18 protein-coding genes and 1 pseudogene are annotated in these 20,780 nt (G+C 38.4%); 14 read left to right on the top strand and 5 right to left on the bottom strand.

What is annotated here, in order from left to right; all coding sequences use genetic code 11:
• Positions 1 to 54 precede the first annotated feature (54 nt).
• A pseudogene (locus RMY00_RS26980) lies at positions 55 to 1,332 on the bottom strand (dihydroxy-acid dehydratase); the annotation flags it as partial.
• Between the two features lie 105 nt (positions 1,333 to 1,437).
• On the opposite strand from RMY00_RS26980, the gene RMY00_RS26975 reads away from it, so the two are divergent.
• The 14 genes from RMY00_RS26975 to RMY00_RS26910 all read left to right on the top strand — a co-directional run bounded on the left by RMY00_RS26975 (position 1,438) and on the right by RMY00_RS26910 (position 13,237).
• Positions 1,438 to 2,322, top strand: coding sequence for a LysR family transcriptional regulator (locus tag RMY00_RS26975; protein WP_322650481.1), 885 nt, complete (start codon positions 1,438 to 1,440; stop codon positions 2,320 to 2,322).
• 79 nt (positions 2,323 to 2,401) lie between these two features.
• Positions 2,402 to 5,122, top strand: coding sequence for a DEAD/DEAH box helicase (locus RMY00_RS26970; RefSeq protein WP_322650480.1), 2,721 nt, complete (start codon positions 2,402 to 2,404; stop codon positions 5,120 to 5,122).
• Positions 5,123 to 5,223: 101 nt separating this feature from the next.
• Positions 5,224 to 5,970: a hypothetical protein gene (locus RMY00_RS26965; protein WP_322650479.1), complete on the top strand. Its 747-nt coding sequence runs from the start codon at positions 5,224 to 5,226 to the stop codon at positions 5,968 to 5,970.
• A gap of 29 nt (positions 5,971 to 5,999) precedes the next feature.
• Entirely contained in the window at positions 6,000 to 6,218 is a 219-nt protein-coding gene (locus tag RMY00_RS26960) for a hypothetical protein (protein WP_322650478.1), read from the top strand.
• Positions 6,219 to 6,291: 73 nt separating this feature from the next.
• Positions 6,292 to 7,290: a bifunctional DNA primase/polymerase gene (locus tag RMY00_RS26955; RefSeq protein ID WP_322650477.1), complete on the top strand. Its 999-nt coding sequence runs from the start codon at positions 6,292 to 6,294 to the stop codon at positions 7,288 to 7,290.
• Between the two features lie 2 nt (positions 7,291 to 7,292).
• Positions 7,293 to 7,787: a hypothetical protein gene (locus RMY00_RS26950; protein WP_322650476.1), complete on the top strand. Its 495-nt coding sequence runs from the start codon at positions 7,293 to 7,295 to the stop codon at positions 7,785 to 7,787.
• Positions 7,788 to 7,792: 5 nt separating this feature from the next.
• Positions 7,793 to 8,215, top strand: coding sequence for a hypothetical protein (locus RMY00_RS26945; protein ID WP_322650475.1), 423 nt, complete (start codon positions 7,793 to 7,795; stop codon positions 8,213 to 8,215).
• A gap of 43 nt (positions 8,216 to 8,258) precedes the next feature.
• Complete coding sequence (locus RMY00_RS26940) at positions 8,259 to 8,987, top strand: hypothetical protein (RefSeq protein WP_322650474.1); 729 nt, start codon at positions 8,259 to 8,261, stop codon at positions 8,985 to 8,987.
• Positions 8,984 to 9,706 (top strand): hypothetical protein, encoded by a 723-nt coding sequence (locus RMY00_RS26935; RefSeq protein WP_322650473.1) that lies wholly within the window; start codon positions 8,984 to 8,986, stop codon positions 9,704 to 9,706. Before RMY00_RS26940 ends, RMY00_RS26935 begins: the two co-directional genes overlap by 4 nt.
• Positions 9,707 to 9,708: 2 nt before the next feature.
• Complete coding sequence (locus RMY00_RS26930) at positions 9,709 to 10,305, top strand: Mov34/MPN/PAD-1 family protein (protein WP_322650472.1); 597 nt, start codon at positions 9,709 to 9,711, stop codon at positions 10,303 to 10,305.
• Positions 10,293 to 11,132, top strand: coding sequence for a ThiF family adenylyltransferase (locus RMY00_RS26925; RefSeq protein ID WP_322650471.1), 840 nt, complete (start codon positions 10,293 to 10,295; stop codon positions 11,130 to 11,132). The genes RMY00_RS26930 and RMY00_RS26925 overlap by 13 nt, the downstream gene beginning before the upstream one ends.
• A 62-nt stretch (positions 11,133 to 11,194) precedes the next feature.
• Positions 11,195 to 11,878: a hypothetical protein gene (locus RMY00_RS26920; protein ID WP_322650470.1), complete on the top strand. Its 684-nt coding sequence runs from the start codon at positions 11,195 to 11,197 to the stop codon at positions 11,876 to 11,878.
• The gene (locus RMY00_RS26915) at positions 11,875 to 12,225 is read left to right on the top strand and encodes a hypothetical protein (protein ID WP_322650469.1); all 351 of its coding nucleotides are present in this window, start codon (positions 11,875 to 11,877) and stop codon (positions 12,223 to 12,225) included. The genes RMY00_RS26920 and RMY00_RS26915 overlap by 4 nt, the downstream gene beginning before the upstream one ends.
• Positions 12,185 to 13,237 (top strand): SAM-dependent DNA methyltransferase, encoded by a 1,053-nt coding sequence (locus RMY00_RS26910; RefSeq protein WP_322650468.1) that lies wholly within the window; start codon positions 12,185 to 12,187, stop codon positions 13,235 to 13,237. The genes RMY00_RS26915 and RMY00_RS26910 overlap by 41 nt, the downstream gene beginning before the upstream one ends.
• A gap of 500 nt (positions 13,238 to 13,737) precedes the next feature.
• Here RMY00_RS26910 and RMY00_RS26905 read toward each other — a convergent pair whose 3' ends face one another.
• Genes RMY00_RS26905 through grpE form a run of 4 tightly spaced genes read right to left on the bottom strand, consistent with a single transcriptional unit; the run spans position 13,738 to position 20,401 of the window.
• Positions 13,738 to 16,188, bottom strand: coding sequence for a hypothetical protein (locus RMY00_RS26905; RefSeq protein ID WP_322650467.1), 2,451 nt, complete (start codon positions 16,186 to 16,188; stop codon positions 13,738 to 13,740).
• Positions 16,189 to 16,209: 21 nt separating this feature from the next.
• Positions 16,210 to 17,727: a J domain-containing protein gene (locus RMY00_RS26900; protein ID WP_322650466.1), complete on the bottom strand. Its 1,518-nt coding sequence runs from the start codon at positions 17,725 to 17,727 to the stop codon at positions 16,210 to 16,212.
• Between the two features lie 17 nt (positions 17,728 to 17,744).
• Positions 17,745 to 19,532, bottom strand: coding sequence for an Hsp70 family protein (locus RMY00_RS26895; RefSeq protein WP_322650465.1), 1,788 nt, complete (start codon positions 19,530 to 19,532; stop codon positions 17,745 to 17,747).
• A complete protein-coding gene (grpE, locus tag RMY00_RS26890) occupies positions 19,529 to 20,401 on the bottom strand; it encodes a nucleotide exchange factor GrpE (RefSeq protein ID WP_322650464.1) in 873 nt (290 codons plus the stop codon). The genes RMY00_RS26895 and grpE overlap by 4 nt, the downstream gene beginning before the upstream one ends.
• Between the last annotated feature and the right edge of the window lie 379 nt (positions 20,402 to 20,780).

The following is a 20,780-nucleotide window of genomic DNA, read 5'->3' as shown; positions in this document are numbered from 1 at the left end:
AACTCTTTCTCAATTTATGATTCAAAATTTTTCTCATATTATGATTCAAAGCATAATTTTACCCGCCAAAATTGCATCTAAAGAGGCTTCTTCCGACTCAAACACTCGTGCAGGCCCCGTAATTACTGGTTTTTTCACGCCAGTAATTTTGGCAACAGCCCCTTCTGTTGCCAGATTACCTCTGAGGATGGCTAAGTGTCCTTGAGGATACATCGGATTATCCCAAGTCCGAATCACATCTTGGTTAGCGGATGGTTCTTCGGGGATGTCTGCTAGTATCTCTGCAATGGTTTGCCCGCTAATGGTGAGGCAATCACCGTGTAATAAATCATGCACAAGTAGCATCTTCATGACTTGGGGAATGCCACCAGCTTTGTGCAAATCTGTAGCCACATATTTACCACTTGGTTTGAGATCGCACAAAACGGGAACACGGGCGCGGATTGTTTCAAAGTCATCCAGGGTTAACTCTACATTAGCGGCGCGGGCGATCGCTAAGAAATGCAGCACTGCATTGGTCGAACCACCGACTGCCATAATCACAGAGATAGCATTCTCTATAGATTTGCGGGTGATAATTTGCCGGGGTAAGATTTGTTTTTTGATGGCTTCGACTAACGCATAAGCCGATTTTTCTGTGCTGTCGGCTTTTTCGGCATCTTCAGCTGCCATTGTGGAAGAATAGGGCAAACTCATTCCCATCGCTTCAAATGCTGAAGACATGGTATTAGCTGTGAACATTCCCCCGCAGGAACCGGCACCCGGACAAGCGCGACTTTCGACTTCTAATAATTCCTTGTCGTCAATTTTTCCGGCGCTATATTGACCAACAGCTTCAAAAGAACTGACAACGGTTAAATCGCGTCCGTTGTAGTGACCGGGTTTAATTGTGCCACCGTAAACGAATATTGCCGGAATATTCATCCGAGCGATCGCTAGCATTGCCCCTGGCATATTTTTATCACAACCACCAATTGCTAGCACACCATCCATACTTTGCCCAGTACAGGCGGTTTCAATGGAATCGGCGATGACTTCCCGCGATACTAGGGAATATTTCATCCCTTCGGTTCCCATCGAAATCCCATCGCTGATGGTAATTGTGCCGAACATTTGCGGCATCGCCCCGGCGGTTTTAATCCCAGCCTCTGCTATGAGCGCCAGTTGATTGATTCCCATATTGCAGGGGGTAATGGTGCTGTAACCGTTGGCAATACCGACAATGGCTTTGTTGAAATCTTCATCTTTAAAACCAACTGCACGCAGCATAGCTCGATTTGGCGATCGCTGTACTCCTTGCGTTACAACTTGGCTTCTCAAATTCTCCGACATAGTTACATCATCCTCTGACTTGCATGTATGAGTATGATAGGTAGCAATTTTTGATATGTCCAATATATATTTATGAATATTTGAGACTTATAAAATATCAAAACTATGGAACTGCGACACCTGCGCTACTTCATTGCTGTAGCTGAGGAACTACACTTTAGTAGAGCCGCAGAGCGACTTCACATCGCTCAACCGCCCTTAAGCCAGCAAATTCAGCAGCTAGAAGCAGAATTAGGGGTAGAACTTTTTCAACGCAAAACTAAACGACAGGTGCAGCTAACGGAAGCCGGACAAGTATTTTTGCAAGAAGCTTATCAATTGTTCGCTCAACTCTCCAAGGCAATTGATCTGACTCAACGGACAGGTAGGGGTGAGAAAGGACAACTACGAGTAGGTTTCACCAGCTTGGTAACTTACGATTTGCTTCCTGTGATTTTGCGGCGGTTTCGAGAACAGTTTTTAGATGTGGAGTTAGTATTGCAAGAATTAACGACAACTCAGCAAGAACAAGCGCTATTCAATCGCCGCATTCATGTAGGTTTTGCTCATCCACCATTAGAAGACAACACTCTCAATCAAGAATGTATTCAGCAAGAAGGACTAGTTTTAGCTTTGCTAGAAACTCATTTCTTAGCCAGACAAGAAAATATTTCAGTGCGATCGCTCTTGAACGAAAATTTTATTATGTTCCCCCGCCATTTGGGCCCCGGACTTTACGATCAAATCCTGAGTCTTTGCCAGCAAGGGAATTTTAGCCCAAAAGTGACTCAAGAAGCAATCCAAATGCAGACAATTATCGGGCTAGTATCAGCAGGAATGGGGATTGCGATCGTACCATCTTCTTTGCAAAATCTTCAAAGGGCTGGTGTAGTTTATCGCGCTTTAGAAGAAAAAACACCATTAGTAGAAACGGCTGTAGTGTGGCGACAAGAGGATATGACACCTGTTTTACGGGAGTTTCTACAAATCGTGAGAAGTGTATGTGGTTAATTAATCAGTTATGGCAATAACAAAAACCACTACTTTTGACTAACGCCTACCTGCTAAAACAGCAAGTAGGTAACTTTTTATGACCCAGCTTGAATGGTTACAAGCAAATAAACAGGTTTATTCTAAAGAATATGGTGTTATCCATATCGCTGCTATCATCGAGAAAAATCTTTACTTCAAAAAGGGAAGTGTAAATCAAATTATTTTTGACTGGGAGCAGGAGGCAAATAGCGGTAATTTATTACCTCTTAACCAAGCACCAACAGGTAAAAGTATTCTCTACCAAGAAATAGCAGCTATTCTTGATGGCTCAGGAAAACTACAAAGTTGCGATGTAATTCCTGCTCAAGAAGCTAAACTTTGTCCCATACCAGATGATATTCACCCTCTAGTTAAATATGCCCTGAGTCAGTCAGGAATTACCCAACTATATTCTCATCAAGTCGAAGCATGGGAGGCTTACAAAAAAGGGGAAGATATCATTCTCCAAACTCCTACCAGTAGTGGTAAAAGTATCTCCTTTTTAATTCCAATCGTTCACGAGTGCCTAAAAGGTAAATCAGCTTTAGTATTTTTTAACTTGAAAGCACTTGCATTTGATCAGGTAGAGAAAATCCGCTCGTTTGTTAGCCACCTGGATGAAGAAATTCGCCCCCAAGTTCTCAATATTAATGGTGATATTCCTCCCCAGGAGCGCAAACAACTTTATAGTCATCAACCGTCGATTTTATGCGTGACACCCGATGTATGGAACCACGAGCTGAACAACTATCAGTTTGACTCAAACTGGGGATTTAGAGAAACAATCAGAAAAATTTCAATCATCGTCTGTGATGAAGCGCATTTCTATCAAGGCATCTTTGGCTCACACTTTGCCCTACTTAATCGGCGAACTCAATTAATGATAGAATCTGCTGGCAATAATATTTCTAATTTACAGTACATATTTGCTTCTGCAACAATTAGTAACAGCAGTGAAATTGCCCAGAAGATATCCAATCGAGTAGAACAAAGCAACCTTGCTATTATCGACCAAAGTGGGGCAAAACGCTCGGAGATTACTTTCCTTAGCCTCAAAGCACGAAACAATACTCTTTACCAAACTGCCCAAGTTGCAGCTATGCTTGTAAGTAAAGGAATAGTCGGGATTTGTTTCTGCGATAGTAGAGAACTGGTAAAGGTTTTAACTAATGCCATTCGTAAAGCTTTAGTGGAGATGCAACTGCCCCACATGGGAGAAACCATCTCAGCATTTTATGGCAGCATGAAGGCAAATCAGCGTAACAAAATTATTGCAGATATACAGGGTGGAAAGGTCAAGTTCATTATATCCACGAGTGCTTTAGAAGCGGGTCTGGATATCGGGTCTATTGATGCAACTATCGTACATAGTTACCCAGGCTCAATTCTTGCCTTTCGCCAAAGGGCGGGGCGTGCAGGCAGGCAAGAAGCAGGGCTATTAGTATTTATCCCGTCGAAAAGGTCGATTATGGATTCTTACTACGCCAATCACCCGGAACGCCTCTTATCTGACCCTCCAGAAATTATCAACTTTAACCACAATTATGAAACAATTTTGGAGCAGCACATTCTCGCCTGTTGCAAAGAAAGTAAACCGACACAAGCTCAAATTGCTCGACATTTTGGTAGTTCTGGTGATGCGATTGCACGACAGCTAATCGGTAATAATCAACTAATTTTCAGTTATAACCAAAAACTGACAACTAATCGAAACCTTGGTTATGTCCACTCAAAAATTAAATTCAGAGGTAACACTGACCAAAACATCAGTTATATCAATCAAGATAGCGCGGAAGAGTTTGAGGAAAGTTCGGCATCATCTGCGCTACGAGAAGTTTACCCTGGTGCTATATATCTTGCTCAAGACTTTGACGGCAACCCCGTACAGTATAAATCACAAGAGCTAAATTTAACCGAAGGGAAAGCAATTCTCAAGCCAATTGAGGCAACCAACCTATTTAGCCGTCCCGAAGGAAGCCTAAATTTCGAGGAAATCAAAATTGCAGGGGAAGCCAAAATTATCAATCTTTCCCAAGGGGCAGCTAGATTTACACCTGTTTCAGCCAAAATCAAAGAAGAAATTTACGGGTACAACTTGTACAGGCTGGAACAAAAGTGGACTTGCACTAATAACAGATGTCGCAACTTCAATTTAAATTTACCCGGACATTTACAAACTTGTCCTGCTTGTAAAACCCAACTGATTGAACGAGAATTTGTGGAACTATTGGAGGAAAATAAATACAAGGAAGCATTTGCTCTTAACTACAATACATTCTGCGTTAGGGTTGAAATTAACGCTGATGCAAGAAAATATTTTTCAGCTATTGTCAAAAATCTCCGAAAAGAGATATTCAACAAACAGAAATATATTTCCAATGAAGAGAAACAGCTATTTGAAAGCAATGAAACTCAGATTTGCGTTCATACTCTCGCGCACCAACTCATGCTCAGTTTACCACTTGTCGAACATGGGGCAAACAGTCGAGATATCGATTTCATGTTAATCGAAGTACCATCAAATCATAACATAGTAGGCTATTTCTTCGACACATGCGAACACGGTACAGGTATGTGCGATACTCTCACCAAGTATTTAGAAACTGCTTTTATGAAGGCAAAGTTTCTAGTAGATAATTGCCCTTGCAAATACGGCTGCTCATCTTGTACAACAATTCAACGCTGCCCTGATGATAACAAAGCACTGTTTAAATCAGTTGGGCTATCTCTACTGGAGGAAATAATAAATCCGACACAAACAAGAACCATTAATCAATAATTAAGATAGCCCTACCCATCTTGGGTAGGATTATTTTTTCAGTAATTAAACCACATACATCGCTTACGCACAAGATTTATGAAAATTTGTGAGAATAAGCAATGTATATTGAACTATTAGCCGATTCAAATCAAAATCCTAAACGGTTTCAAATTCTCCATGCACCAACATATCTCCTCCTAGAAACAGATTTTAAGTTAGGAGATTTTGTTGAGTCTAATAGCATCGATTTTATTATCAATCATGCTGTCAATCTAGGATATGAAGTAAAAATATCCCATCCCAAAGAGCAAGAAAATGATAAATATCCTCTTCCCAAAATCAGCGATGAACTTACTGACTTGATGATTAATTATCCATCAGACTTAAAACTGCGAACCAACGGGATGGTTTTTGAACAAAGGGCATATTTAATGTCTAAGGTTTACGATGAAGTGTGCCAAAATCTCGAATCAAAAGCTCTCTTAAAAGAAGCCGAGTATTGGCTAATAAATTACGCACGAGAAGTAATTGCCAAACAATGCCATTACTTACCAGATATTCTAATGAAATTAGATAATCCAGTTGTTAGAGCAATGGCAATAGATACACTCATGCTCTGGCAGCCAGACTGGAAAAAGGCTATCTCCCAATATGCAGGAAGCAGATTTGAAGCTGGTAACAATGAGTTTGAGGTTATCAGCTACTATCACAATAAAAAAAAGAAGAGTAAGGACGGGATAATGGTACTGTGCAAGGTAACAAAAACTATGAATAATTATCTGGATTTTCCTAAGTTTCCATTGAATACAAACTGTACTCTTGGAACTTATCAAGTCGAAAATGCCCTGAACAAAAGGTTGGCTTAAAACAGAAATCAGAAGCTGAAATATCACTCATGAGCGACCAAGAAATCAATTATTTAATAACAGGCATTTGCACGTTTCATTGGAATGCTGACTTTCATAAATTCTGTGAAATCTGCAACTTTGATCCCAATCATGCTTACTCAAAGGAGAAATGGCAGCAGTGGCAACAATTTGTATCTGGCATAAAGGCGTTTGACCAAAATACCCTTGCCAAGCTAGTTGAAGCAGGCCATCAGTTAGCACCGTAATTATAATATCAAACCACCACAGTCACTAACGCAGCTGTGCATGAATTATCGAAATAATTAGCCACATGAATTCATGCACGCCCAAATCCGTAATTTGGTATCTTCGCTTGACAACTTACCCGAAGAATGGCGAATCGTCCCTACCTTTGGTAAACGTCCTCTAGGGAAAGAATGGGAAAAAAATACTTACTCTCCCAGAGAACTACAAGCCGAACTCGTCCGCCGCCGCCTAAAAGTTTGGACAAATAACAGATTGATCACGCCCACTGGTGTAGCCTTGGTATGCGGTTCTAATCATCCCCAAGGATATTTAGTAGCTATTGACTGCGACGGGGAAACCTCCTGGCGACAAATTATTCAGATTAACGAACATACAGAACCAGAAGAACTTAATCAGGTAATACCCGTCGAAGCACGCGATACTCCTATGGAGTCGTTACACGATCGCGCTCAAAAATACCTTCCTCCCACAATTGCATTTACCTCTGGAAGGAAATATCGGAGCCAGCGCTTATACCTTATCCCAAATTCAAAAGCTTGGGAGGTAAAATCTCGCAAAATCAAAACTGGGAAGGATGAACACTTGGAGTTTCGAGGCAAAAATCTAGCCTCAATCCTTCCCCCTTCCTTTCACCCAGAGAGCAGAAATTACAGATGGCTTCCTGGCTGTAGTCCATCTGAGCGCCAAATAGAAATAGCCCCCGACTGGGTAATTGCTCAGATGCTTGCCAAACAGGAGAAAGCAAGAAAGTTTAACCTACCCCAAGAAAAATATAACCGCAGATATGGGGTAGACAGATACGCTCATTTAATTCCCTCAATCGAGACAAATATCCAAACCGCACTTGTACTACTCGAAGTTATCCACCCTCGATTTGCAGATGATTACCACTCGTGGATTCAAGTCGGAATGGCACTTCATAGTGTTAGTCCCATTTTATTTAAAGCATGGGACACTTGGAGCCAACTTTCTCCTAAGTACAAATCAGGCGAATGCGCCTACAAATGGCAGTCTTTTAACAAGACAGGTATTACTATCCGCACCTTATTTAGATTAGCCAATCTCTCTTAATCATGAGCAGTCAAATATCACCTGACGAGAATGTAACTAACCTTGAGGACAGTTATAGCAGTAAAGATTTTAATCCTGATATTCAGGAGAATAGCGATTTAGAAGAAACATTAGATGAATTAGTAAACACTGAAGTTATAAACCAAGATTCATCTACCGAGATAGATTTAGGTAATTCTGACACAAAAACCACCTTAATAACCATTCAACTAATACCAAATTCTGAAACAGTAATTGTCTCAATCGGAATCAAAGGCGCACTTCCAATTATTAAGATAATTAACGTTGCTGAGATAACATCTCATCCTGTCATAAATAACTTGCTACAGGATTTAGAAAAATCTCTCCCAGAGATGTTAAATATCTGCAAGGAAAGAATGGAAAAGCAGACTATACATCAGAATCGACAGGAACAATCAAGACAAGTACAAAAGCGTAACCTGTCTGAAGATAAAGACAAAACACCCGCGCCTAACAACCAACTGTCACTATTTTAATTACTATGAAGTACATTGCGATTATCGAAGGACAAGAAATTCCTCTTGATGAGGCGATCGCCCAAGATGACAATACCCTCAAAACAGCCATTAGCGTCTACTTTCCAGAATATGCTAATGCCGAAATTGAACGACAAACAACTGATAATACGGTTTCAATTCGTCTGGTAAAAAAAGCAGGTACTAAAGGAAGTCAATTCTCTGAATTAAAAAATAGTTCTGAAGAAATAAATCCTGCACTAAAGTTAGGGTGGCAGATAAAGCTTCTGGAGATAAAAAATCAAATTAGTCTCGAAAATTTAATTACCCTACAACCTGAGATAGAAAAAGCTATCAAACTCGGTCAAAATTGGGAAACCTACATCGAAAAAGTAACTCGAAGCCTTAAGCATCAACCTGCTGCCACTAGTAAATATCCGGTACTGTAATAACAAATTTATAGCCGCTATGAGTTATGGCGGCTGATTAATTATGCTTACAAACATCCAATTATTCAAAATACCCATTACTTGTTTAACAGCAATTATCTACCTAGAAAATCTCTCCGAACGAGTAAATCTCTTAAGCCTGTATCAAAAAATATTCCCAGAACAATGGCTAGGCTCAACCATTCGTATTGATAAACAATCACATCCAGCAAGCGCCTATATGGATAGAGAAATTGAATTTATTCAACTGGTAAATGATCATCTCTTCCCAATAGAATATATTGATGAGATTGAGTTTAGTCCCGAACATAATAGTATTCCTGTATCACCACAAAAAGTTGAATGGTGGTATGAAGATTTCGAGGAACTAGAATACTCAGAAAAGTTCCTACTGTCGTTGATGGGGCAAGGGTACAATATAAGCCAATGGGAACTGAATTTTGGTTTTACTCCTGATTACATTGCTCTAGCAGAAGAAATTTACTTCGAGAGACTTGTCAAGCTATGCCGTCGTTACAAAAGTCCTCTTCAATATTTAGATGCAGCCATACGAATTATAGATTACTCGACTGAAAATATCTGGCTAGATGTTACGTGTGAAACAAGCGATTGGCTGGAATGGACTTATGAAAATATCATATTTCTCGGTCACAAGTGGAAAGAAGCCGTCTCGATGATGGAAAAATCAAATAAGCTTACGCACTTGCTAGAAACATCTCTTCCTGCCCGAAAAGCAGCAGTCAGAATTTGGAACCAAGCATCAAAAATATGAATGTAGATACAAATATCTTACCAATAATTGACTTAGAAAATGTCTCCCAAATCCTGCTTGCCAATATTCCCCAAGATGATTTACTAGCGCAGTTAATTATCCTCAAAGGACAGTTTATCTTAGTTGAACGCGAAGGCAAACAATCTAAGTACAAGTTCCTTTCTCCTGAAGCAGTAGAGAAAGCCTTCACAAGTAAAACTGCTACATCTGGATGGCTTTCTAGCAACACGATTTGGTGGGGTAAAAATCCAGAGGGAGAGGCAATTATTCAGTTTTACTCTCCCCAAAAATATCAAATTCAAATTATGGGACAGGAAACCAAGGTAATTACTGTCCCCATGCCTGCATTCCTATTTGCTGGATGCGGTAGTAAATATTACCTGTGGGCAGTTAAAGGAAGGGTATTTAAACCAGACGCACAACTGTACAAGCCACCTCTACCTAACATTTGGGACGACTCTGGTATTTGTTTTGGGGGAAATTCTCCCGGTACATGCAGTGCTGCAAATATAAGCCAAACTTGGGATCTATTCTGGAAATCACCCTTTAACAAGGACTTGTCCCAAGGCAAGTCAAAAACTCATCCCGATAATATCTGCAATCAGCTAATCAAATTACACGAATCTAAAGCTAAATCCTACCCTTCAAGTGACCTTGTTTCCGTTCATAGCTGGAAAGTCACAACCCCAGAAGACATTATTAACCACCTGTTCAGTTAGCCATGAATTCCTTTATCGGTTATCACTTCGCTACAAGTAATAATTTTCCTCCCTACAGCCAAAAACTTCAAGAATACTGGCTGGCAGCAAATGGGCTTTTCTTGCGATCGCACCGCCGCGAGTTAGAGGTTTGCTTGCAAGTGACTCAAACTCAAGTTGCTGGACTCCAACCCCTTGAACAATACTTTCGCCTGAAAGTCCCAAAAGTCCCAAGCCTTGTAATCACGAATATTATCAATGCTGCCAGTATCAACCCCCAACAGGAAATCCTATTCTACTTGGGAGTGACAAGCAACCAATGGTGGTGTCACACGCCACTGCAAACTGCGTCTTCTACTCACGTCCTATCTTTAGAAAGCGCACTCGATAAAAGCTATACAGATGGATTAGTGGAAATACACAGTCATGGAACTCTAGCTGCTTACCCTTCAAGTGCGGACAATCAGGAAGAAAAAGGCAAATTTCGAGTGTTCGCGATCGTCGGCACACTGAATACCATTCCCACAATATACACCCGCATCGGGATATACAATCACTTTTTCGACATCAACCCCAATCAAATATTTGAACTTCCGCCACAGGTAAAATGCTCGAATTAACTGCTTACCAACAAGCTTTACCCGTCTTACCTCGCAATCATACCCGTATCAACTTCGTCTTAGTAGGAGCAGGAGGAACAGGGGGGTTTCTTGCAGAAGACTTATGTCGAATTATCCTGCAACTCCAGCGCACGGGGAAAGAAATTAACTTTACGATCGTCGATGGCGATACTGTCGAACTTAAGAATATCACCCGCCAAAATTATCAACAAGCTGAAATTGGGCTACCAAAGGTACAAACACTGGCTGCAAGATGCAGCGCCAAGTGTGGAATTGAGATTGCAGCCATTTGCGACTGGTTTAAAGAAGACATGATTCGCACCACCAATTCATGGAACACCCTAACAGTAATTATTGGTTGTGTGGATAACAGCGCCGCCAGGAGCAAAATTCACTCAGTTCTCGAACTGAACAGTGCAAATGAGCCAGCATCGCTATTTTGGCTGGATTGTGGAAACAGCAACCACTCCGGCCAAGTAGTAGTTGGAACGCACTCTAATTTTGATATAGTTCAAGCTGCCAATAACCCAGACAAACCTAAATTCTGGTTGCATCTTCCCTCTCCGGCGCTGGTTCACCCGGAATTGTTAGTTCCTCAACTGGAAGAATTCATAGACAATAGCCTCTCATGTGCAGAAATTCAAGCACGAAATTATCAGTCGCTATTTGTCAATAAAATGACGAGTGCGATCGCAGCCCAGTACTTACTAGAATTAACCCTTACGGGGGGTTTGAAAAAGTTTGCCAGTTATTTTGACCTCAAAGCAATGTCAACCCGAAGTTTATACGCAAGCATCGACAATCTGAAAAAATACTATATACCGTAGATAAATCACCGCAAATAGCTCACGCATATATATCCCAAAAAACAAATTTGGGATATATTTTTATGAATCGATTCAATCACAAAACACTTGAGTTAGCCGAACATCATCCAGAGTGTTTATCGACGAAAAATTATTCTAATCTCACTGTAAAAAGTGAATCCGAAGTTGCTGGAGGTCAGTTTCATCTCGTCATGCAACAAATTGGTTTAGGGCTAGCAGTCGAACCTTTCTTAAAGGAATACCCCCAAATTAATAACTGGGTCAATAAGGTAAAACCTTTTCTAAACATCCTTGGAAACAAACAATGGAGCGCCCAACTTCAATATTTATATCACGATATCCTTCTCTATAGTGAGTGTGACCTCATTATTTATGGTGAAAATCAAATAGTTGGATTTGACTGGACAATTCAAAAACCTCTGAAATTTGAAATCCTTGAGAGCAAGTGGCAAACCCAATTAAGATTATTTCTTCTTCACGAACGAACTGGAATGCCATTAGAACAAATTAGCCTAGTTTACTTGTTCATAAATACTGATAGTATCTACCAGTTTACTTACTCTGATAAGAAACATTTGGCTTTAAAAGAACGGTTAGAAGAAACACTCGCTCCTTTTATAGGAGACAACAATGAAAAGAAACATTTAGCCGACAAAATAACTCCTCAAGAAGCACATGATAAATGGCTGGCAAGAGAAATATCAACTACGGAATATTTAGCAGCAATTCCTGAAGTTGAATTATGAATCCAACAGAATTAAATATCACCAAAATCGAACTCACTTCTAAGGGTGGTTGGACGCTCAATATTCTCTCACGTCGGGTAGCAACTATTACTGATCCCTTGGGAAACCGGAAAACCAGCTATTTCGGGTTCGATAGCAAAGAACAAGCCGAAAAGTTTAGAGATTGGCTTGTCAGAAAAAACAAATGTAGTAGTGCAGTGATCCGTCACTCAGAACGATTAGCTACTGAATGGGAGGTAAAAACTTGGAATGTACCAACCTCCCTAATTCTTAAATGCGCCGTTAAAGATTTAAAGGAATCTAGCAATGCAACTATCTCTACTGAATCTGTCTTACAACGAGGATAACTCATCACTAGATATTTTCAATATTCCTAACTTAGAAAAAGCAGAAGCTCTCCGCAAGCTAGCTGTTTCAATGCAGTCAGCTATTGACCAAAAGAAAAATCCTGCTATTGGGAATCAAAGAGCAACCAAGCGCCGTAAAACCATAGCTCAAGGGATAATCCAAGAAGGAATTGAACTTGAGATTATCCAGTCTTGGCTATTTGCGATCGCACAAATGTGGGAAGTAGGAAATATCCCACCAATACTACGCGGTATATCTCGTAAATCACAGGTAGAAGTGCTATTTAGGATTTCTCAAAGTGGAGAAACTAGCCAGAAAGTCCAAGAAATACTAGAAGGCGAATATTACCAAGACTGGATAAAATCTCTCAGTCGCGCGGGGTTACATACATCAGGCGAAATCATATCAGCAATAACAGAAATTCAACAGGTAGTAAAACCTGAAGCAATTGATACTACCAAGCAACAACTTAATAAGCTTGAGTTAGAAATCATTGGGATGAAATCTGGAGATTTCTTTCCTACTCCCAAACCAGTCTGTCAACGACTTGTTCAACTGGCAGATATTGAAGCAAATTGGCGAATTTTAGAGCCTAGCGCTGGTAGCGCAAATATTGCTGAGTATATCATCAAAAACTATCCAAATGTTCAACTAGAGGTAGTTGAGGTGAATTACAACCTACGACAAATTTTAGAACTCAAAGGATTTAATCTCGTAGGGAAAAACTTTTTGGAGTTTAACCCCAGTCATTTATACAATGCCTGTATCATGAATCCTCCATTTTGCGAACTTGTCGAGCATATCTATCAAGCTTGGAAGTTAATTATATCAGGTGGTGTATTAGTTTCAGTCGTACCTGAGTCGGTTTTCTTCAACCGGAAGTATCAAAGCTTCAAAGAGTGGTTACAGAGCAATAATAGCTATGTCGAGTTGGTAGATAAAGATGCCTTTTTGAGTTCAAATAACCCTACAAATGTAGCTACTAGAATCGTCAAAATAATTAAACCATAGTGTACTACAAACGTATGGCGTACTGCCAAATTGATGAAACTAGGTATGTCACGTACATCTTCCCTAAATGGGGAAAGTATACGAGATACAAAACCCTTACACAGCAAGAATTAGAACTAGCAGTGAGTAAGTGCAAGCTTGCTGGTTGGAAAGTCAGTAATGTCACCAAACTTACTAATAAAATGCTTGAAATTAAACCCCAACGAACAAGGAGATAAATATGGCAATTGAAACTATTGCTTCCTACAGATTTATTCCTGGTAAAGATAGTCACATAATAACGTATGGCATCTGTGTCATTGACTTTCACAATTGAAAACACATCTGTTCTTAGACAAAATATCATCAGTTGTTGTCTATTAAACAACTATTTATCAATTTTCAATAATTAATGTCCAAATTGAAGGCTCAATATTACGCTGGATATTTGGACTCTAATTTAAAATTTTAGGATCTTCAGTACATATTATTTTTGATTACTTTTTTCAGAAGAAATCAAGTTAGTCCAAAAATTGTAAGTTTTTAAATTGATTAATTTCCTCTAACTGTAGCAATAATTTAAGCCAGTCTTCCCGATCTTCAGAATATTCAAGAATCTGTTTTAATTCAGGCCATACTCTTGATTGCTCTCTTTTAAGAAATATCCTCCACTCTTTTTCTATACCTTCAGTACGGCGAATGAGATCTACAAACTCCCTGACCATAGAGTAAGCAATTTGGTTTGGTTCACATAACAGTTCTTTGAGACTTTCTTCACATTTATCAATTACTTCATCGCAGCAAATACTTAGATAATTACGAATTTGATCCGCATAGAAAGACCCAATAACTTGTTCCTTTGATAAAAATCTGGAACTAGGAATAGAACTGGAACCAGCAGCAAGATTGCTAAAAAGCTTCAGCACTTGATCTACTAATTGTTCTAGCTCATTGCGTTGAAGCATCCCTTCTAGATAGTCCAAAGCTTGTTCACGGGAAGGCAAACTAGTGAGAGAAATAGAACTGATGCCAGATGTATATTGATTTAAGAGTGTATTACAAACCCACTCTATTGTTTTTTCTAAAACTTGATTTGTAATAGTAGATCTAAAGATTGGTAGTTCATTCTGATCGGCAGTCAATTCATCCAAATGGTGTCGGATTTGACGTTGAATAATTCCAGCGTATGAAACATTAAAGTCTGCAAGGTGTTGAAATCCTAATCTCAGTTCATTTTGCTTTCCATCATTTCGTCTTTCCGAGATAAAATGTGCCGTATCTTTTAGAAATTCAGAACCTCGTTTTGACGAAAAATCTGATAAATTTCCTTCTTCTAATAGCACTATTGTCACTTCAGCTTTTACACTTTCTAAAAACTGTTGTAGATGACCATTAAGAGAGAGAAATTGTTGTGATAAATGAGCACGAATTGCTGGGAAGTAGTTATAGTATGCCATCTTATAAGACTCTTTAAGATCTCGCTCTTTTTCAATGGCAGCAATTGAAGGAATTTTTTTGTCACTCCGACATTTAGCGATAGTTGTTTCTACTTGAGTCTTGAAGTGAGGCTCTTCAAACTCACGTTGTACCCAAAGTCTTTCAATTAAACTTTCTAGACCACTAGTGACCCTACTCCAAAGTTCTAGAAACTGATCTTCAAATAGTGAATCCTCATTGTAGGCTGCCAATAAACTGCGAGCTTCGTTTAGCTTAGAGTTAACTTTCTGTTGCAGTTGCTCTAATCCCTCTTGATAAGAACGTGCATACTCTTCATCTAGATGGGTAATATTAGCAGCTAAGTAGTTAAGAACTTGATCAAGAACTTTACTGGATGCTGTTTTGTCACTACAATCAGCAATTTCACACTGAACAACTTTAATATTTTTACTATCAATAGTTTCTTTAAACCGCTCGCAGTTGTGTAAATTATCACCGTAGTCTGAAATTGTTCTATTAAGAATCAAAAAGGAGCGACGTGCAAGGTCTCTTAATGAGGTACGAGCTTTATCATACAGATCTTCATCAAAGTCTTGCCAGTCATCTCCCAGCGCACTTGGCATACGAACAAAAAGGACAAAATCTACATCCTGTTCCAGTGCCTGGATCAGCCTTTGCTCATCTCCTAATCTGGTATCACCCAAACCAGGCATATCCATGAGAACGATTTGCCCCAAATCGGAATTTGGAAATTCGCAGAAAATATCAACTTCTCTTACAGCAAGGTAATTGAAGTAGGGATTACCTTGGCTATCATCCTGAGCCACATACTCCCGAATTTCGGCTTTTGAGATTTCTTTTGATGATTGGTTACGCAATAAAGGACGATACTCGCTAAGGTGGGAATGGTAATCGTCTATAAGATGCCCAAACATAGTTTTAAGCTTGGCACTTTCTTCAGTTGGAGGAGATGGTGGATATTTTTCAAAATCATCGATTGAGTCCAGTTGAGATGTGTTACCAAACGCTTTGTAATATAAACTAATAACCTCACTGAGAAATTCCTGCTCCAAATAGAATCGAACACTGCCGCGTGTTTGCTCACCCGGTCTATGGTGAATATTACTTCGGACACCTGTGCAAAAACCACGCTTTCCATCAGGAATCTCATCGGCTGTCAGTCCTGTTAACCTTTGCAATAAAAGACTTTTACCTTGCCTTGCTCGTCCCACCACACCAATGTTCAAAGTCTTTCGAGAGAAACGGAGCTTGAGTTTGCTAAGTTCTTCAGATTCTTTTTGAATTATTTGTTTTATTCCCAGAAAATCAAGCCTTCTCAAATTTATACTAACTTTAGTACTGCTCAAATTTTTGGTAATTTGTTCTCCTAATTGTTCAAGTTCATCAATTTTTAAATTGATGCTTTTTAGGTTTCTCTCGACACTTTCAAGTTTTCTAACCAATGGTAGACGCTTTTCAAAAATTGCATTAATACGTGCTTCTCTACTCATAAAATTTGAATTAATATTATTCATAATACTACTTAATTTACATCCTCATCTAGTAATACGGTTAGATAGTTTTTTCATGAAAGATGATACAAACTCTTCCGAACTTGGATATTTTAGTACAACTTTTTCTGCTATTGGGGGAAGAAAGTTATATAAACGCTTAACAATATGGTTTATTTCCTCTCTTAAAATAGCTGTATCCTTGGATGCGCGGTTCTGAAGTAAAGCAACAAAACTTTGAGTTGTTTTACTTTGTTCAAGTTTGTCAAAAATCTGTATATTTAAGTTATAAATGTCAGCATAATAAGATTTGAATCTTTCAATTGATTCATTAATAGATGATTTCGATAAAGTAATTATTTCTACAAAAATTAGATTAATCTGATCATCTTTATCTTTGATATAGTTATCAATACTCATATAGTCAGACAAAGATAATACAACCAGTTTTTTATAGCTATCTAAAATCAGAGAATCATTCTTTAATTTTTGGAATTGATTGAGGACTGATATTAGTTTGTCAATTTTATCATATTTTTTCTGGAGGTTATCGTCATGTAAGTTAAAGTTTTTTGCAGCTTTAAAGAATGTCAGTGATACACTGAATAAATAGAGTTGCTCAGAGAAATCAGCTTCTTCAAAGAAATCAGACTTTTCAGAAGCGATTCTGTATAATTCATCTCCATGCTCAATAAACTTAGAAGAAGCGTAAATTTTAGCATCTTCGTTTGGTATTAAAATTTTTATCTTTTGGACTAACTCTTCTATTTTATTTAATTCTCTAATTTTGGCATAAACAAGACAGAGAAAACAAAAAGCATCAAAATCTTGAAAATCAATCTTTCTATCTGCATTAATAGCACGTTCAGCCCAAATCTCTGCTTGAGAATAACTATTTTCGTTGAAATAGATTCGAGCTATTTCTAAATAGGGCTTTGAATTAGTTGCTTCTAAGTTTACTGCTTTTTTAAAGCATTCACGAGCTTGCTGATAAAGATGTGCTTGACTAATATTATTCTGCGATAAGAAATCAGCTTGAGTCTTGTAAGCTTGACCTAAGTTTGTCCAGTAATGAAAAATCTCAGGTTTCTGTGTTGTTAGTTTCTCATAGATTGCGATTGCCTCATCCCATTGACCACTGGATATATAGCAAAGTCCAAGCTGCTCCTTAATAAAACGATGATTTTCTTGTATGTAACCCCAAAATGTCTGTTGTTCCTCAATAACTTCTTTATCTTGCGGTAAAAGATGAGCAAGTTTTTGAATTTCATCTTCTTCAGGGGATTCTACTACGATACGTTTTAATATTTGAATCGCTTCTTCCCATTCCAAATGAAGAAATGTCTCTTGATAAATTTTCAAAAAACTATCAATTTGCAAAAAAGAGTCGTAAATCGCTTTAGCATCTGAATTTATGAGCATTTCATATGCTCTTCTGATCAGACTAAATTTTTCAATATCTTCATTTTTATATTTACGAACTAACTGGCTATAGCTACGCTTAATTTCCTTGATTGATGCTGATGGTGATAATTCGAGAATTCTATAAACTTCGTATGCCATTACCTTAAACCTAGCTCTTACTTTCTCAGATCAAAATTTAAGTTAACTAATTGCTTACTCGATTTCTCGATTTCCTTAGTGTTGCCAGATGTAAGTGCATTCTCTAGTTTCGTAACAGCTTGAGTAAGACGGGAACTTTCAGGTTCATGTAAATTTTTGATTAAACGTTTTGAGCTTTTAAGTAGTCCTTCAAACTCATCAAAAGTGCCATTATTTGCCTCAGTTATATTACCACGTTCTATTGCTTTCTCTATTTGTTTATCAGTCATATTGCCAGAAAAAACAAAAGGTCGCTCATATGTAATTTCTAAGCTTTTATTAATGTCAGGAATTGTAGCTTTTAATTTAACTAAGCCATTGTTGTCATAGGAAAAGTTTACTTCCACAGGATAGGGAACACCATTAGTAGCTTTAGGAATATCTTCAATCACTCCTACTATTTCTGTGTCGATTGCTTCACTTGATAACTCAGCTTTCCCTAAATGATCCTGATAAAGATGAATCTTAACTGATTCTTGCTCAGTATGTAATAAGCTATATAGTTTTGTTGTAATGTAAGGAATTGTTGTATTTGGCTGGATTAAGGAATCGTATTTCAATACAGGTTTTCCATGTTGAAATATGGGTTTTCCATGTTTATCAACTTCTTGAACTTCAATACCTAAGCCAAAAGGAGAAACATCAGTCATGATAATTCCTGTGTCTTCTTTAATTAACCCTTGCCGAATAGCGGCTTCAATTGAAGCTCCAATTGACACAGCAAGATCCGGATTGACTACATCTGATTTCGGTTCTTTTCCAAAGAATTCTGCGAGTAGTTGACGAACGGCAGGAATGTATGTGGTACCACCTACAAGTAGTACTCGATCAATAGCACTAGGTTTTAGCTGTTTAGCATTCAGCACCTGCTGAAGACACTCGCGAGCACGTTGTAATAAAGGCTCAATAGCCCGTTCAAACTCTTCACGGGTGACTTCAACATCTAAATCGATTGGTTCACCACTTCTTACAGCAAAATTAGAAATGTGTGCTGTGTGAGAACGATGAGCTGATAAAATAATTTTTGTTTTTTCTGCCTCTCCCTTTAATGCACGTTGAGAGTTCTCAGAAATTTGTATGTTTGGATATTCTTCTTGAAACTTTCTAAGAATTAACTCAATTAACTTTTCATCAAAATCTTTTCCGCCTAGATAACGATCGCCAAAACTACACTTGACATCAAGTAAGCCAGATATCATTTCTAAAACAGTGATATCTAAAGTTCCTCCGCCAAAGTCAAAAACAACAAGTTGTTCTTCAACATCAATATTTTTAAAACCAAAAGCTAGTGCCGCTGCTGTAGGTTCATTTATCAAACGAATAATCTTAAGACCTGCTAATTTAGCTGCATCCAACGTAGCTTGACGGGCGGCGTTATCAAAATTGGCAGGGACAGATAGAACTACCTCTTGAATAGTCTCGCCCAAAGCTTCTTCGGCATTATCTCTCAATTTACGAAGAATTTTTTCTGAGATTTCTTCAGGTCGATATTTCTCACCAAGAAGTTCTATCATTCCTGAAGTCCCCATTTGTCGCTTAACTTCTCGAATACCATGTTTAACACCTTTAGGTGCCTCTAAATCAACACGGTTTCGAGCACTTTCCCCGACTAAAAACTGTCCTTTGGGATTGATAGCAAAAATCGAGGGAATAATAGGAATTTTTGTTCCAGGATCAGGGATGGAGTAAGGCTGACCATCTCTAAAGACACAAATTTCCGAAGTAGAAGTTCCAAGATCAATTCCAATAGCAAATTGATTTGTCATAGGTCTGTTGTTTTATCTTGTTGAACACTGATCGGGTTTTCTGACTGAATGGAGGTAATTTCTGTTTGTGAGGGTGTTTCTTCCTCTACGGGGGAAAGACTGTGAGCATGAGTGGAAGCTTCTATAGAGGAGATTTGAGGAGTCAGATTGTCATTTCTAGTTTCTGACTCATAATTTGCTTCTGGTACTATTTGGCTCTCTGACATTGAATCTTCTTGATTCTCAGCAAATTTCTTTTCCTGAAAAGATTTCTCATTGGGAATCTCCGGCAATGTTGTTACTATAACCTGAGCAGATTCGATAATCTCAGAGCCTACTCTATAACCCCAGCTAGTACATCTACGTACAAACTCTGGAGGCGCATCAGATAGTGATATTGATTCATAACCAATTGCTTGATGCAACCTATCCTGAAATGGAGTTCCAGGTGATGGATTAATGCGTTCTAGACCAAAAACAGGGCTTACATAGTCTTCAAATTTAGATAAAAACCTCTCTGTTGCTTTTCGTTGCTCTTCATTCAGATCTGAATAACCGAGGGTTCTTTCCATTAGGCGGTAGAACTCTATAGCCACTTCCTCCCAATCTTTAATTTTGCGCTTGAGTTGCCCATTCTCCTGACGCTGTTCCATCATTTTTCTGTCAACATCAACGAGCTTATCCAGCTTTGAATTCAACACTTGGATATCCTTGTGGATCTCTTTATAGCAGTTACCGAGTGCCTTAATCTCCTCCTCTAATTTGTGGAACTTGCTTTCCATAGTTAATTTGCTTCCATCTACTGAATCGAGAGAGTTAGCTTGAATACTTGTTTTTACTTTTTCTATTAGGAACGCCAGAAACCTAAATGATTTGCTTTTCCATTGCATTTAATTCGGCACTAATATTAGTTATTGGCAAAGCTAGTAAAAATTCGGGTTAAATGACCCATTTTTAATACCTCTGTTAAAGGAGTAATTCAAAAAGTACTTAAAAAGACAATTTCACACAGTCACTAATAGGAGACAGAACCCTTTTATACAGCTAATTATTACGAATAAAGGTTCTATTTGAATTGTATTCTTTTTTCAGAGTAGCAGAGTAAATACTACTTTTTAATGTAAAAAATAGAACTTACAATAAAAATTGTTATTTTAATTAAAACAAAGTATAACTTATAATAAGAATTATTGTTTTAATTAAAATTTTGATAAAGCTACTGATACATATTAGTAGATATACTTCATAGCTTCTTCATAATTTTTTGCT

The sequence above is a fragment of the Nostoc sp. ChiVER01 genome, from assembly GCF_034531155.1.
Lineage (GTDB): Bacteria > Cyanobacteriota > Cyanobacteriia > Cyanobacteriales > Nostocaceae > Nostoc.
This window is presented reverse-complemented; position numbering and strand designations above follow the sequence as displayed.

Excerpts from the sequence above, each read along its gene's own strand:
- RMY00_RS26910 (WP_322650468.1), top strand. The coding sequence starts at position 12,185 with ATGCAACTATCTCTACTGAATCTGTCTTACAACGAGGATAACTCATCA.
- RMY00_RS26960 (WP_322650478.1), top strand. The coding sequence starts at position 6,000 with ATGAGCGACCAAGAAATCAATTATTTAATAACAGGCATTTGCACGTTT.
- RMY00_RS26965 (WP_322650479.1), top strand. The coding sequence starts at position 5,224 with ATGTATATTGAACTATTAGCCGATTCAAATCAAAATCCTAAACGGTTT.
- grpE (WP_322650464.1), bottom strand. The coding sequence starts at position 20,401 with ATGCAATGGAAAAGCAAATCATTTAGGTTTCTGGCGTTCCTAATAGAA.
- RMY00_RS26945 (WP_322650475.1), top strand. The coding sequence starts at position 7,793 with ATGAAGTACATTGCGATTATCGAAGGACAAGAAATTCCTCTTGATGAG.
- RMY00_RS26940 (WP_322650474.1), top strand. The coding sequence starts at position 8,259 with ATGCTTACAAACATCCAATTATTCAAAATACCCATTACTTGTTTAACA.
- RMY00_RS26900 (WP_322650466.1), bottom strand. The coding sequence starts at position 17,727 with ATGGCATACGAAGTTTATAGAATTCTCGAATTATCACCATCAGCATCA.
- RMY00_RS26955 (WP_322650477.1), top strand. The coding sequence starts at position 6,292 with ATGCACGCCCAAATCCGTAATTTGGTATCTTCGCTTGACAACTTACCC.
- RMY00_RS26905 (WP_322650467.1), bottom strand. The coding sequence starts at position 16,188 with ATGAATAATATTAATTCAAATTTTATGAGTAGAGAAGCACGTATTAAT.
- RMY00_RS26950 (WP_322650476.1), top strand. The coding sequence starts at position 7,293 with ATGAGCAGTCAAATATCACCTGACGAGAATGTAACTAACCTTGAGGAC.
- RMY00_RS26895 (WP_322650465.1), bottom strand. The coding sequence starts at position 19,532 with ATGACAAATCAATTTGCTATTGGAATTGATCTTGGAACTTCTACTTCG.
- RMY00_RS26970 (WP_322650480.1), top strand. The coding sequence starts at position 2,402 with ATGACCCAGCTTGAATGGTTACAAGCAAATAAACAGGTTTATTCTAAA.
- RMY00_RS26925 (WP_322650471.1), top strand. The coding sequence starts at position 10,293 with ATGCTCGAATTAACTGCTTACCAACAAGCTTTACCCGTCTTACCTCGC.
- RMY00_RS26920 (WP_322650470.1), top strand. The coding sequence starts at position 11,195 with ATGAATCGATTCAATCACAAAACACTTGAGTTAGCCGAACATCATCCA.
- RMY00_RS26975 (WP_322650481.1), top strand. The coding sequence starts at position 1,438 with ATGGAACTGCGACACCTGCGCTACTTCATTGCTGTAGCTGAGGAACTA.
- RMY00_RS26930 (WP_322650472.1), top strand. The coding sequence starts at position 9,709 with ATGAATTCCTTTATCGGTTATCACTTCGCTACAAGTAATAATTTTCCT.
- RMY00_RS26935 (WP_322650473.1), top strand. The coding sequence starts at position 8,984 with ATGAATGTAGATACAAATATCTTACCAATAATTGACTTAGAAAATGTC.
- RMY00_RS26915 (WP_322650469.1), top strand. The coding sequence starts at position 11,875 with ATGAATCCAACAGAATTAAATATCACCAAAATCGAACTCACTTCTAAG.